The organism is uncultured Mailhella sp. (assembly GCF_944324575.1).
Taxonomy (GTDB): domain Bacteria; phylum Desulfobacterota; class Desulfovibrionia; order Desulfovibrionales; family Desulfovibrionaceae; genus Mailhella.
In genome coordinates this window covers 1-13506 of the sequence record NZ_CALUWV010000057.1, presented here as the reverse complement: position 1 = coordinate 13506, position 13506 = coordinate 1, and the positions used below count along the sequence as shown (strand labels likewise).

Annotated in this window: 13 protein-coding genes; 9 read left to right on the top strand and 4 right to left on the bottom strand. The window is 62.1% G+C overall.

The window, feature by feature from the left end:
- The 3 genes from trpD to Q0J81_RS07805 form a co-directional block, all read right to left on the bottom strand.
- Positions 1-1154: anthranilate phosphoribosyltransferase (gene trpD, locus Q0J81_RS07815; RefSeq protein WP_294447024.1), on the bottom strand; the 1154-nt coding region annotated here is incomplete at its 3' end.
- The gene (locus Q0J81_RS07810) at positions 1135-2565 is read right to left on the bottom strand and encodes an anthranilate synthase component I family protein (RefSeq protein WP_294447019.1); all 1431 of its coding nucleotides are present in this window, start codon (positions 2563-2565) and stop codon (positions 1135-1137) included. The genes Q0J81_RS07810 and trpD, both read right to left, overlap by 20 nt.
- 328 nt (positions 2566-2893) lie before the next feature.
- Entirely contained in the window at positions 2894-3187 is a 294-nt protein-coding gene (locus Q0J81_RS07805) for a hypothetical protein (RefSeq protein WP_294447018.1), read from the bottom strand.
- 199 nt (positions 3188-3386) lie between these two features.
- Between Q0J81_RS07805 and Q0J81_RS07800 the strand changes: the two genes are divergently transcribed.
- From Q0J81_RS07800 to aroE, 9 genes are all read left to right on the top strand, one after another.
- Positions 3387-4187, top strand: a complete 801-nt coding sequence (locus Q0J81_RS07800) for a 2-amino-3,7-dideoxy-D-threo-hept-6-ulosonate synthase (protein ID WP_294447016.1) — start codon at positions 3387-3389, stop codon at positions 4185-4187.
- A gap of 308 nt (positions 4188-4495) precedes the next feature.
- A complete protein-coding gene (locus Q0J81_RS07795) occupies positions 4496-5299 on the top strand; it encodes a 2-amino-3,7-dideoxy-D-threo-hept-6-ulosonate synthase (RefSeq protein WP_294447014.1) in 804 nt (267 codons plus the stop codon).
- Between the two features lie 15 nt (positions 5300-5314).
- Positions 5315-6283 (top strand): 3-dehydroquinate synthase II family protein, encoded by a 969-nt coding sequence (locus Q0J81_RS07790; protein WP_294447013.1) that lies wholly within the window; start codon positions 5315-5317, stop codon positions 6281-6283.
- Between the two features lie 3 nt (positions 6284-6286).
- Positions 6287-7426 (top strand): prephenate dehydratase, encoded by a 1140-nt coding sequence (gene pheA, locus Q0J81_RS07785; RefSeq protein WP_294447012.1) that lies wholly within the window; start codon positions 6287-6289, stop codon positions 7424-7426.
- A gap of 3 nt (positions 7427-7429) precedes the next feature.
- Positions 7430-8749: a 3-phosphoshikimate 1-carboxyvinyltransferase gene (gene aroA, locus Q0J81_RS07780; protein ID WP_294447010.1), complete on the top strand. Its 1320-nt coding sequence runs from the start codon at positions 7430-7432 to the stop codon at positions 8747-8749.
- Positions 8746-9582, top strand: coding sequence for a prephenate dehydrogenase/arogenate dehydrogenase family protein (locus Q0J81_RS07775; protein ID WP_294447009.1), 837 nt, complete (start codon positions 8746-8748; stop codon positions 9580-9582). Before aroA ends, Q0J81_RS07775 begins: the two co-directional genes overlap by 4 nt.
- Complete coding sequence (aroC, locus tag Q0J81_RS07770) at positions 9582-10640, top strand: chorismate synthase (RefSeq protein ID WP_294447007.1); 1059 nt, start codon at positions 9582-9584, stop codon at positions 10638-10640. Before Q0J81_RS07775 ends, aroC begins: the two co-directional genes overlap by 1 nt.
- Positions 10637-11155, top strand: coding sequence for a shikimate kinase (locus Q0J81_RS07765; protein ID WP_294447006.1), 519 nt, complete (start codon positions 10637-10639; stop codon positions 11153-11155). Before aroC ends, Q0J81_RS07765 begins: the two co-directional genes overlap by 4 nt.
- A 14-nt stretch (positions 11156-11169) precedes the next feature.
- On the top strand, positions 11170-12036 hold the full coding sequence (gene aroE, locus Q0J81_RS07760) for a shikimate dehydrogenase (protein WP_294447005.1): 867 nt from the start codon (positions 11170-11172) through the stop codon (positions 12034-12036).
- A 354-nt stretch (positions 12037-12390) separates the two neighbouring features.
- Here aroE and gdhA read toward each other — a convergent pair.
- Positions 12391-13506, bottom strand: a 1116-nt coding sequence (gdhA, locus tag Q0J81_RS07755) for an NADP-specific glutamate dehydrogenase (RefSeq protein WP_294447004.1), incomplete at its 5' end; no start/stop codon positions are given.

Below are 13506 nucleotides of genomic sequence, written 5' to 3'. Positions count from 1 at the left end.
CAGGCGGGGTTCAGCATGGGGCCGAGCATGTTGAAGAGCGTGCGCATGCCGAGCTGCTTGCGTACCGGCCCCACGTTGGCAAAGGCCGGATGGAAGTACGGCGCGAACTGGAAGGCGAAGTTGCGTTCCTTCAGCATCTCCACAATGGCGTCGGGATCCTTTTCCAGCGGCAGGCCGAGCCCTTCCAGCGCGTCGGCAGCGCCGGAAGTGGAGGACACGGCCCGGTTGCCGTGCTTGAGCATCCTGTAGCCCATGCCCGCGAGCGTAAGCGAGGTGGCCGTGGAACAGTTGAAGGATCTCTTGCCGTCGCCGCCCGTGCCCACGATGTCGATGCACTTTTCCGGTATGCCCGTCACCTTGACGGAGCGGGCCAGCATGATGCGTATGGCTGCGGCAAGTTCCGCAGGCTTTTCGCCCTTCATGCGCAGTCCCATGAGCAGCGCCCCGGCCTGGGCCGGCGTCATGGTGCCGTCGAGCATGGAGCCGAAGGCCACGTCGCATTCCTCGTCGGTCATGTCGCGGCCCTGCGACACGGATTCCAGAATGGAACTGATGGTGGGCGCGGCGTGCACCGTGGGCAGAAGGCTTCCGGGGAAATTCTCCAGAAGGCGCAGCCCGTCCGGGGTGAGGATGGATTCGGGATGATACTGCACGCCCACCCACGGCCTGTCGCGGAAGCGCATGGACATGACTTCGCCCTGCGGGCCCCGGGCCGACACGGCCAGAAGGTCGTTGGGATGAGAGTCGTCCACGCGCACCACAAGAGAGTGATAGCGCCCCACCACCATGGGATTGGGCATGCCGCGGTACAGCCCCTTGCCGTCGTGCACGATTTCCGAGGTCCTGCCGTGCATGACCACGGGGCCGGGCACGACTTCCGCGCCCGCATAGAGTCCGAGAATCTGATGCCCGAGGCATACGCCGAGCACGGGAATGCGGGGACTGAGCTGCCGTAGAAAGTCGAGGCAGTACCCGGCCCGGGAAGGATGGCCCGGTCCGGGAGAAATGCACACCATGCGCAGTGAAGGATCGTTGGCCATGGCCACAAGGCCGGGATCGTCGTTTTTGACCACGCGGGGCCGGTGCCCCAGACGGCAGAAGGCCTGAACCAGATTGTAGGTGAAGGAATCGTAGTTATCTATGAGCAGGAACATGGAATTCTCCCGTGGTAAAGCATGCCTGACGCATGATGGCCGACTTGTTGCAAACCTCCTTCCATTCCAGAGCGGGCACGGAATCGTGCACGATTCCGGCTCCCGCCTGCCAGTAAAGGCGTCCGTCCCGCACCCAGATGCTGCGTATGGTGATGCCGGTGTCGAGATTCACGCCGTCCCGGTCGAGCCCGAGCCAGCCTATGCAGCCCGCGTACGGTCCGCGCGGCCCGGGTTCGGTTTCGGCAATGATTTCCATGGCGCGAATCTTGGGTGCGCCGCTCACCGTGCCCGCAGGGAAGGTGGCGGCCAGCACGTCCACGGCGTCCAGCCCGTCGTCGAGCTCGGCGGTGACGCGGCTTGTCAGATGCATGACGTGGGAAAAGCGCTCCACCATCATGAGCTTTTCGACCTCCACGGTGCCGGGGCGGGCCAGACGGCCGAGATCGTTGCGGCCGAGATCCACGAGCATCATATGCTCGGCGCGTTCCTTGGGATCGGCAAGAAGTTCCCCGGCAAGGGCCTCGTCCTCGGCCACGGTGGAACCGCGACGGCGCGTTCCGGCTATGGGTGCGGAAAGCAGCTTGCCGCCCTCGCAGCGCACCATGACTTCCGGCGAAGAGCCGAAGAGCGTGATGCCCGGAAGACGCATGAAGAACATGTACGGCGAGGCGTTCTCGCTGCGCATTCTGCGGTAGAGCGTGAAGGGGTCGCCCGAAAAGGGCATGGAAAAGCGCATCGAAGGCACTACCTGAATGGCTTCGCCCATGCGCAGCATTTCCCGTATGTGCTCCACGGCCTTTTGAAATCCCTCCTCGGAGGGCTCGGCCAGCACGTCGGCCTTTTCCTGAAGCGGGACGCCGCTGCGGGCAAAGGAGCCGCACCGCCCGAGATCGCGATGCTCGCCGAGACTCACCTGCGCGAGCCGGTTGTACATATGGTCGAACAAAAGCAGCGTTCCGGGCAGGCAGAGCACGCATTCCGCATCCTCGGGCTTCATGACCGGGGCAAGCTTCGGATGAAAGAGCGAAGCCATGCCGAAGCCGAGATAGCCGCACAGAGAACGCGTGATGGGCGGAAGGTCGGAGGCGTTCGGATCGGGCAGCACTTCCAGCGTGCGCATGACGCCGCGCAGCCCGTCCACGAAGTTCATGCCGTCGAAGGCCGCAAGACCGGCAAGACGCTCATCCTCGATGCGGCAGAAAAGCTTTCCGTCCCGGCAGATCAGATACAGAGCCATGTCGCAGGCAAGCACGCTGTAGCGTCCCCATCGTCCGTCGACTTCCGCGCTCTCCAGCAGTATGCCGTCCCTTTCCCGGGCAATGTCCAGGAAAAGACTTATGGGCGTATCCATGTCCGCCGGAAGATGACGGACGCTCTGACGCACTCGAATGGGGGTCGTTCTGGTTGTCATGTCGTCGAACCTCGTGTGAATGAATAAAAAAAATGCCGCTCCCCGGAGAGGGAACGGCATTCGTTCTGGCTTTTCTGACTCTGCGCTTCAGCTACGCGTCAAGACCGCATCCTCTCTCTGAAGAAAAGATACGCCACCACCACTGACCGGCAAAGGACATGGCGAAGACGGATGTGGACATGATGAACTCCTGAAGCAGATGTTGAACTTTCCTTCTGTATATGCAGAAGTCCCCTTTTTGTCAACGGCATGAAAAGAACTTTTTGCCGCCCCGGTCTCAATGCGGAGCTGTTCCGTCTATCACCACGGCAAATAAAACATTTTTGCATCAGTCAGATACTTTTTTGTCTCCATTATTTGCGTGCAGAAGAGGAATGAACAGACGACGCGGAAGAAGTCGGTTTTCCCCGGGCGCAAGTTGCAAAAAAAATATTCTTCCGGGAACGCAACGGAAGGTCTTTGCCTGAAAATCCGGGAAAATGCGGCTTTTGGAGACGGCCAAGAAGAAGACGGCACGCGCTTTTCGGCCATTATTAAATGGGCGGAGCGTCGAAGATCTTTTTTCCGCGCTTGACAGATTTTCAAAAGCGGCGCTATGACGGAGAAAAAGGTTGGAAATCATGTTCAGCGCGTTTCGTCCCGGTTACTTTACCTTCGCCAGCAGCTTCGGTTGCTGGTGCTATGCGTATTATTACCGGACAAGCGGCAGGCTGTGCTGATTTCTACCGTCACATCGCACAGGAATACAAAGCCGCAGGCACATACAGAGCCGGCGGCTTTTTTTTCATGACCGCCGGGATGCCTGCAAAGAGGTACACCCCATGGAAGTCGGTTCGCTCAGAAGATTCAATCGCATCATCAATCCCAAAACCGGCCGCGCCATCATCGTTCCCATGGATCACGGCATGTCCGACGGCGCGCCCCGCGGCCTGCGCAACATGGCAAAAGCCGTGCACGACATGGACGAAGGCTTGGCCGACGCCGTGCTTCTGCATAAGGGACTCATCCACAAGGCCGACTACGAATCCCATATGCGTCTGGGCTTCATCATGCACATTTCCGCATCCACCAGTCTGTCGCGCCGCCCGAACAAGAAGATGCTCGTAGGCGACGTGGAAGAGGCCGTGCGTCTCGGCGCCGATGCCGTGTCCATCCACATCAATCTCGGCGACGACGACGAAAGCCTGATGATGTCCGACGCCGGAAAAATCGCCAAGGAATGCAGTCTCTGGGGCATGCCTCTTCTCATGATGGTGTACGCGCGCGGCCATGACGTGGACAGCTACGATCCCCGCAACATAGCCCACTGCGCCCGCGTGGGCGCGGAACTCGGCGCCGATATCGTGAAGGTCCCCTACACCGGCGATCCGGAAACCTTTGCCGACGTGGTGGAGGACTGCGGCGTGCCCGTGCTCATTGCAGGCGGCCCCAAGCTCGATTCCACGCGCAAGCTGCTTGAAATGGTGTACGGATCGCTCCAGGCCGGGGGCTCCGGTCTTTCCGTGGGCCGCAACGTGTTCGAGCATCCGCGCCGCGTGGAGCTGCTCAAGGCCCTGCGCGCCATGGTGCACGGCAACGCCACCGTGGAAGAGGCCCTCGAGCTCATGGGAGAGAAGGAATAACGCGAAAAGGCAAAAAGTTGCCGTCTCACGTCATTTTCCTGTTGACAGATTTCTTCCTCTGGGATTAGTAATTTTTTAAACTTTCAATGGTTGTTTGTCATGCATACTCTGTATTCCGCCACCGCCCAGTTTGAAACCAACGGCTTTACCTTTGGTTTCTACTTTTATTTTACCGGGCCCTGTGGTCGGAAGGATTGCTGACAACCTCAGTTTGCAAACTTCGGGCCGCAGGCGAAACAAGCCGGCGGCCCTTTTTGTATGCATAAGCCGCCACGCAGCCCACAACGTTCAATGAGAAGGAACGCATCATGGAACTCGGCACCAAAAAAAGACTGACCCATATCTTCAACCCCGACACCAAGCGCACCATCATCGTTCCCATGGATCACGGCATGACCATCGGCGCTCCCGACGGACTCGTGGACATCCGCAAGGCCGTGGACGACATGAATGAAGGCGGCGCCAACGCCGTGATCATGCACAAGGGCCTCATCCGCGCTTCCGGCTGCGCCGACGCCAACGCCGACCTCGGCCTCATCATGCACATCACCGCTTCCACGGAGCTTTCCCCCAACGGCAACACCAAGGTGCTCACCGGCACGGTGGAAGAAGCCATACGTCTCGGTGCGGACGCCGTGTCCGTGCACCTCAACCTCGGCGACCCCAATGAACGTGAAATGCTCAACACCGCAGGCGTGATCGCCGATCACTGCAACCGCTGGGGCATGCCTCTTCTCATGATGCTCTACGGTCGCGGAGGCCTCATCCGCGACAGCTTCGCCGTCGACGTGGTGGCCCACTGCGCCCGCGTGGGTGCGGAACTCGGCGCCGACATCGTGAAGGTGTCCTACACCGGCAGCCCCGAAAGCTTCCGCAGGGTCACCGAATGCTGCTGCGCTCCCGTGGTCATCGCGGGCGGCGAGCGCATCGACTCCACGCGCAAGCTCCTGCAGATGGTGTACGATTCCCTGCAGGCCGGCGGCGCAGGTCTTTCCATCGGCCGCAACGTGTTCGAGCATCCCCGCCGCGTGGATCTCATGCGCGCCATGAACGCCATCGTGCATTCCGGCGCCTCCGTGGACGACGCCATGGCCATCGTGGGCGAAGACTAGCGTTCGGGAGCGACCATGAACATCTATTTCAAGAGCGTGCCCTTCAGCAAGAACGACGTGACCCTCGCGCTGGAATCCGGCGTTGACGGGGTCATCGTTCCCGCGGACAAGGTGGACTCGGTTGCCCAGCTTTCCCGCACACCGGTCCTTGCCGAAGAGTCCATGCCTTCCCGCGTCATGACCTCAAAGGCCGACGAGGAAGCCATACGCGACGAGCTCCGCGCAGGAACGCAGGTCGTGCTGGCCAGAGGATGGGAGATCATTCCCGTGGAAAACCTGCTCGCCCAGTGCGACAACGTGGTGGCCGAAGCGGGAAATCTTGAAGAGGCCGTGCTGGCCTCGGGCATTCTTCAGCGCGGCGTGCAGGGCATCGTGGTGCTGCCCGAAGCCATCGGCGAGCTCAAGGACATCGTGTCCCGCTGCAAGATAAGCCGGGAACACGAAGAACTCGAGGAAGCCGTCATCACCCGCGTGGAGCCCGCCGGACTCGGACACCGCGTATGCATAGACACCATGTCCATGCTGCACCGCGGCCAGGGCATGCTGGTGGGCAACTCCAGCGCCTTCACCTTCCTTGTTCATGCCGAAACGGAGCACAACGAGTATGTGGCCTCCCGTCCCTTCCGCGTAAACGCGGGCGCGGTGCACGCCTACATACGCCTGCCCGGCGACACCACCACCTATCTTTCGGAAGTCACTGCCGGCACGCAGATGCTCGTGGTGGACCATACGGGCGCAACCAGCCTCGCCACGGCGGGACGGGTGAAGATAGAAGTGCGGCCCATGCTGCTCGTCGAAGCCAAAATCGGCGACAGGAAAGGCGCCGTGTTCCTTCAGAACGCCGAAACCATACGTCTCACCGCGCCGGACGGCACGCCCGTGAGCGTGGTGACGCTCAAGCCCGGCGACAAGGTGCTCTGTCGCACCGACGAGGCCGGACGTCACTTCGGCATGCGCATCAAGGAAGACATTCAGGAGAAATAGATCATGGCAGAGCCTTTCCAGATTCCCGGCCTCGACAAGCTGCGCGAACAGATCGACGAGGTCGACCGGCAGCTTCTTGAACTTCTGAACCGGCGGGCGAATCTCAGCCTCGCCGTCGGACAGGCAAAACGGCAGGTCTCGGGCAGGGTGTTCGATCCGGCCCGGGAGGCCCGGCTTCTGGAAAGGCTCGCCTCGCTCAATCAGGGCCCGCTCAAAGCGGAACACGTCACGGCCGTGTGGCGCGCCATTCTCTCGGCCTCCCGCTCGCTGCAGAAGGCCGCCGCCGTGGCCTACCTCGGCCCGGAAGGCACGTTTTCCTACTTTGCTGCCCGGGACTTTCTCGGCGAGTCCATGACCTTCGTGCCCTGTCACGACTTCAACGAAATCTTCCGCGGCGTGAGCCTCGGCGAGTACGATGCGGGCGTCATTCCGCTGGAAAATTCCATTCACGGCACCATCACGCAGAGCTTCGACCTGTTCTCCCAGTACGAGGTGAACATTCAGGCCGAGTTCTTCTCCCGCATAGCCAACAGTCTGCTCAGCCGGGAAACGTCGCTGGAGAGCATAAAGACCGTCTACTCCCACGCCCAGCCCCTCGGCCAGTGCGCCTCGTGGCTGCGCGCGCATCTTCCCTCGGCAAGGCTCGTATCCGTGGAGTCCTCGGCGGCCGCCGCGTGGAAGGCCTCCCGGGAAGAAGGCGCGGCCTCCATCGGTCACCGCAGCATGGCCGAAAAGCTCGGCATGCGCGCCCTTGCCGACAACATCCAGGACGACACCGCCAACTGGACGCGCTTCGTGCTCATCCGTCCGGGAGCCTCTCCGGTACGGGCCGATCACGAAAAGGAACAGGAACGCTTCAAGTCCTCGCTTCTTTTTACGGTTCCCAACAGGGCCGGCACGCTTTCCACCGTTCTCAACACCTTTTCCGCCCACAAGGTGAACATGACCAAGCTCGAATCCCGCCCCATGAAGGGATCGTGCTGGGACTACGTGTTCTTTGCCGACGTGGAATGCGACCTTTCCTCCGCAGGACGCAGAGCCCTCATTGAAGACCTCGACGCCTGCTGCAACTCGGTACGCGTGCTCGGCTGCTACCCCGAAGGCCCGCGTCTCGATTCAACCGCCAACACCACAGGATTCTGATTCATGATCACGCTTCAGGCCCCCGCCTCAAAGTCCGTCTCTCACCGCACGCTCATTGCGGCCGCTCTGGCGCACGGCGACTCTCTGGTGCGCCATGCGCTCTCAAGTGCCGATCTTGAGCGCACGCGCGACATTCTCCACACGGCGGGAGCCGTGCTGGAAGACCTCGGCGGCGGCTCCTGGCGCGTCCGGGGCATGAAGCGCGGCCCCGAGGGCGGCACGAACGAAGCCGCCGACTGCAACGTAGGCGAGTCGGGCACTACCTGCCGCCTGCTCACCGCGGTTCTGGCCGCCGGGCGCGGATCCTTCCGCATTCACGGGGCGGAAAGGATGCACGAACGCCCCATAGGAGCGCTCACGGGAGCGCTCGAACATCTCGGTGCGCGCGTTCATTTTGAAGAAAAGAAAGGCTTCCCGCCCTTCGTGCTCGAAACGCACGGTCTTGCCGGAGGCGAGGTTGCCATGAGCGTGGATGAATCGAGTCAGTATCTCTCCGGACTGCTGCTCGCCGCGCCCTTCTGCCCTTCTCCTCTCTGCATTTCCCTCACGGGAAACAAGGTGGTGTCCTGGCCATACGTGGGGCTGACCCTCCAGATCATGGAAGATTTCGGCATCGCCTTTACGGTGGAGGAGCTCTCAGACGGAGGCTGGACGCGCGTGGCGTGGAGAGACGTGACCGAGGCCCGTCCCGGAAAGCTTCGCATCACGGTTCAGCCCGGAAGCTACCGCTGCGGCGAACACACGGTGGAGGGCGACTGGTCGGGCGCCTCGTATCTTCTCGCAGCCGGAGCCGTGGGAAGGAATCCCGTTCTCGTCACCGACCTTCGCGCCGACTCTCTTCAGGGCGACCGCGCCATGCTGGACATCCTGCGTGCCATGGGCGCGTCCGTGGAAATCAGGGACAGCGGCATTCTCGTGAGTCCCTCAAAGCTTTCCGGCATTGAGGTGGACATGGGCGCCTGCCCGGATCTCGTGCCCACCGTGGCCATGACCGCGGCCTTTGCCGAAGGCGAAACGCGCATCACGAACGTCGCTCACCTGCGCATCAAGGAGTGCGACCGGCTCTCTGCCTGCGCCGCGGAGCTTTCCCGCATCGGCGTGAAGGTGGAGGAAGGGCCGGACTTTCTTGCCGTGCACGGAACGGCTCCCGAAGGGCCCGTCATTGCCGAAGGCACGGTGTTTGCCACCTACAACGACCATCGCATCGCCATGGCCGTGTCGCTGCTCGGCCTTGCCCGGAAGCAAAAGGTCATCGTGGACGACCCTTCCGTGGTGCGCAAGTCCTTCCCTGAATTCTGGAACGTATGGAGCGCCCTTGCATGAGCGATCGCATCGTCATCGTAGGCTGCCGGGGCCGCATGGGGGCCATGCTCACGGAACGCTTCGGCAGCAATCCCGACATCACCGTGCTGGGGCTCGACATTCCCTTTGAGGAAGAAACCGTCAAAAACACCTGCCGGGGCGCGCGCCTCGTGCTTTTGTGCATACCGGCCACAGCCATAGCCGACACCGTGACCACGCTCAGGCCCTTCATGGAGCCCGACGCCATCCTTGCCGACATCACCTCGGTGAAGGAACTGCCCATGCAGCATATGGAAAGCCTGTGGAGCGGACCGGTAGTGGGCACGCATCCGCTTTTCGGGCCCGTGCCCGCCAGGGATCTGGAACTGCGCGTCACCATAGTGCCCGGCAAAAACGCCTCGGAAGAGGACACACGATTCGTCGAAAGCCTGTTTCGACACTTCGGCTGCGTGACCTTCCGCGCCACGGCCGAAGAACATGACATCGCGGAAGCCAAGATACAGGGCATGAACTTCATCACGAGCGCGGTGTATTTCGCCATGACGGCGGAAGACCCCGCGCTCCTGCCGTACATAACGCCCTCGTTCCTCAGGCGCATGAACTCCACGGAAAAACAGCTCATGGAAGACGGCGCCCTGTTCACCTGGCTCTTTGAAGCCAACCCCCACAGTCAGGCCATGACGCGACAGTACCGAAACCTGCTCTCCCTCGCGGCCGCAGGCGACGTCGATCTCATTCTGCACAAGGCCCGCTGGTGGTGGAAGGAAGGCGAAGAAAAGAAAAAAATTCATGAGGAGGCCCGCAAGGTGGCTCTCCAGTCGGCCCGCATGGGCCTCAAGAAAGGACAGAAATAATGCGTTACAGCCTGTTCGGCGAATCCCACGGTCCGGCCATAGGCATCGTGCTTCAGAACGTTCCGTCGGGACTCGACGTGGACATGGACTTCATCCGCGCACAGATGGCACGCCGCGCCCCGGGCAAATCCCCGCTGGCTACGGCACGAAATGAAAAGGACGAAGTCCGCATTCTGAGCGGCGTGTTCGAGGGAAAGACCTGTGGCACGCCTCTTTGCGGCGTCATTGAAAACACCGACACAAGGTCGCGCGACTACGCCGCAACGCGCTGGCTTGCCAGGCCCGGCCATGCCGACTTCACCGCGCACCTGCGCTACGGCGGCTTTGAAGACTACCGGGGCGGCGGCCATTTTTCCGGCCGTCTCACGGCCCCGCTTGTCTTTGCCGGAGCTCTCGCCAGACTGGCGCTGAAGCAAAAGGGCGTGGAAGTGCTGGCCCGCATCAGCCGGATTGCCGACATCGAGGACGCGCCCCTCGACCTTGCCCGCCCCGACCTTGACGCGCTGCGGGCTGCGGGCGCCAAGAGCTTTCCCGTAGTGGACGACGTCCGGGGCGAAGCCATGCAGAAGGCCGTTCTCGACGCCCGCGCCGACGGCGATTCCGTAGGCGGCCTCATAGAGTGCTTTGCGCTCGGCGTTCCTGCCGGACTCGGCAGCCCGGACTTCGACGAGAACATTGAAACCGTCATTGCACGGCACGTCTTTGCCGTGCCCGCGGTAAAGGGGATAGCCTTCGGCGCAGGATTCCATCTTGCCTCCATGCGCGGAAGCGAGGCCAATGACGCCTTTGTGCCGGGAGAAAGTCCGACCACGCGCACCAACAACAACGGCGGCATCAACGGCGGCATTTCCAACGGCATGCCCGTCGTGTTCAGCGTGGTCATCAAGCCCACGCCCTCCATAGGCCGGGAACAGGACACCGTCAACATGAGCACGGGCAATGCGGAAAAGCTCGTCATCACCGGCAGGCACGACCCGTGCATTCTCTCCCGTGCCGTGCCCGTCATCGAAGCGGCCTGCGCGCTTGCTCTCACGGAAGTGCCGGGGGTGCTTGCATGAAGAATCTCGTGCTCATCGGCCTTTCCGGCTGCGGCAAGACCACCTTCGGCAAAAGACTCGCACGCAGGCTGCATCTGCCGCTCATAGACACCGACGTCATGATCGAACAGAAGACCGGGCGCACCATTCCCGACATCTTTGCCACAGAGGGGGAAAGCGGTTTTCGCGACATGGAATCCGTCTGCGCCAAAGAGGCGGCGGCCCGGGACGGGGCGGTCATCTCCACGGGGGGCGGCATGGTGCTGCGCGAGGAAAACATGAAGGCGCTCTCGCAAGGCGGCCTTGTCGTCTTCATCGACAGGCATCCTTCACATATTCTGCGCTCGACTTCCCTTACCGACAGGCCCCTCGTGCAGAACGACAGAGACAGGCTCTTCCGCCTTTACGCCGAGCGCCTTGCCCTCTACCGCCGCCACGCCGACGTCGTCATTCCCAATCACGGAGGCCCTCGCACGCTGAAACGGTGCATTCTTCAGATTCTGCGCCATTACCGCCACCACCTCTCTCACGCCTGACCCCGGAGCACACCATGTCTTCCCTTCTGGACGGAAAAAAACTTACCGTCATCGGCGACCCCATAGAACACAGTCTCTCTCCGCTCATTCAGCAGGCCATGCTCGATGCGCTCGGCATCGAGTGCACCTACGGACGCATCCGCGTGCCTGCCGGAACCGTGGGAACATGGCTTTCCGGCGCTCCCGGCCTGAATCTTGCGGGCTTCAACGCCACCATGCCGCACAAGACCGATCTCGTGCCGCTCATGGACACTCTTTCCGATGATGCCCAAATGTATCACGCCGTAAACACCGTGGTCATCCGCGACGGCCGCTTTCACGGTCACAACACCGACGGCGCGGGCTTCGTGCGCTCACTGCACGACGTGGGCATACGTCCGGAAGGCACGCGCATAACCGTGTACGGCGCGGGAGGCGCCGCGCGCTCCGTGGTGCTCAAGCTGGCCGCCGAAGGCGCGGAGCAGATCACCATCTGCTGCCGTACACCGGCCAGGGCGGAAGAACTCGCCCGCACCTCGAGCCGCGTCCGCGTAGTCTCCATAGCCAGCGAGGACTTTGAAAAGGCGCTCGCCGAGGCGGAACTTTTCATCAACTGCACGCCGCTCGGCATGCAGGGCGTGAATTCGCAGTTCTCCTCTTTCGACTTTCTCGACCGCCTGCCCGCCTCCGCGCCCGTATGCGACCTCATCTACAGACCGCTCAAAACGAGACTTCTCGAAGAAGCGGAAAAGCGAGGTCACCATGTCATGAACGGCCTCGGCATGCTCATCCATCAGGCCATTCTGGCGCTTGAGCAGTTCGCCTCCATGCCGCTCGACGCCTCGCTCATGATGGCCGCCGTACAGAAAAAGCTCGTGCCTGCCCTGCATCAGAGCCGCTGAAACGCAAAAACGCCCCCGAAGGCCGCACGTCATCCCCCAGGGGAGAAAAGCGACCAGCCTCACCTCTGCGCGGAAACAGCCCCGGGACTGCGGACGACAGGCCGGGCCTGCCGGCCTGTCGCGGAAGGCCTGCAACCTGCCCCCTGCGTACAACGTCGCGCCGGGGCAGCTCGCCCGGGCGTTCAACTTTTGCCCGTCCTCTTCCCGCATTTTGCGGAAAAAGCGGCATTCCCCGCCGAAAAGCCTCGTGCCCGACCGCCTTTCCCGCTCCCTGTCACGCAAAAACGCCGCCTTCCGAAAAACGGAAAGCGGCGTTTTCGTATCTGTCTGTCAGCGGATGAGCCGACGGGCTCCTTACATAAGGCCCTGTTCGATCATGCTGTCGGCCACCTTGCGGAAGCCGGCGATGTTGCCGCCCATCACGTAGTTGCCGGGCTGGCCGAATTCTTCGGCAGTGTCGTGAGCAGCCTGGAAGATGCCGGCCATGATGCCCTTGAGCTTGCCGTCCACTTCGTCGAAGGTCCAGGAGGTCATGCCCGCGTTCTGTTCCATTTCGAGCTGGCTGGTGGCCACGCCGCCGGCGTTGGCGCACTTGGCCGGGCCGTAGCAGATGCCGGCCTTCTGGAACTCGGCGGTGGCTTCAAGGGTGGAAGGCATGTTGGCGCCTTCGCTCACCAGGATGCAGCCCTTGGAGAGCAGGTTCTTCGCGTCGGCCAGGGTAACTTCGTTCTGCGTGGCGCTCGGGAAGGCGAGGTCGGCGCCCACGTTCCACACGGGATGCTCGCCCGCGGGGTATTCGGAAACGGGAATGTAGGTGGCATCCTTGCACAGTTCGGCGTAGCGGGTAAGGGAAGCGCGCTCCTGTTCCTTGACCTGCTGCAACACTTCAAGGTTGATGCCGTTCGGCTGATAGATGCAGCCGCGCGAATCGGACACGGTGACGGGCTTCGCGCCGAGCTGATAGAGCTTCTTCACGGTGTAGATGGCCACGTTGCCGGAACCGGACACGGCGGCAGTCTTGCCTTCGATTTCCTTGCCCACGGCCTTCAGCATGTTCTCGGCGAAGTACACGTTGCCGAAGCCGGTGGCTTCGGTGCGGGCCAGAGAGCCGCCCCACTTGAGGCCCTTGCCGGTGAGCACGCCTTCAAAGCGGCTGGTCAGACGCTTGTACTGGCCGAACAGGTAGCCGATTTCGCGGCCGCCCACGCCGATGTCGCCGGCGGGAACGTCGCTGAACGCGCCGATGTAGCGGACGAGCTCGGTCATGAAGGCCTGGCAGAAGCGCATGACTTCAGCATCGGACTTGCCCTTGGGGTCGAAGTCGGAACCGCCCTTGCCGCCGCCGATGGGCAGACCGGTGAGGCTGTTCTTGAAGATCTGTTCAAAGCCGAGGAACTTCAGAATGCTCTGGTTCACGCTGGGATGGAAGCGCAGACCGCCCTTGTACGGTCCGATGGCGGAGTTGAACTG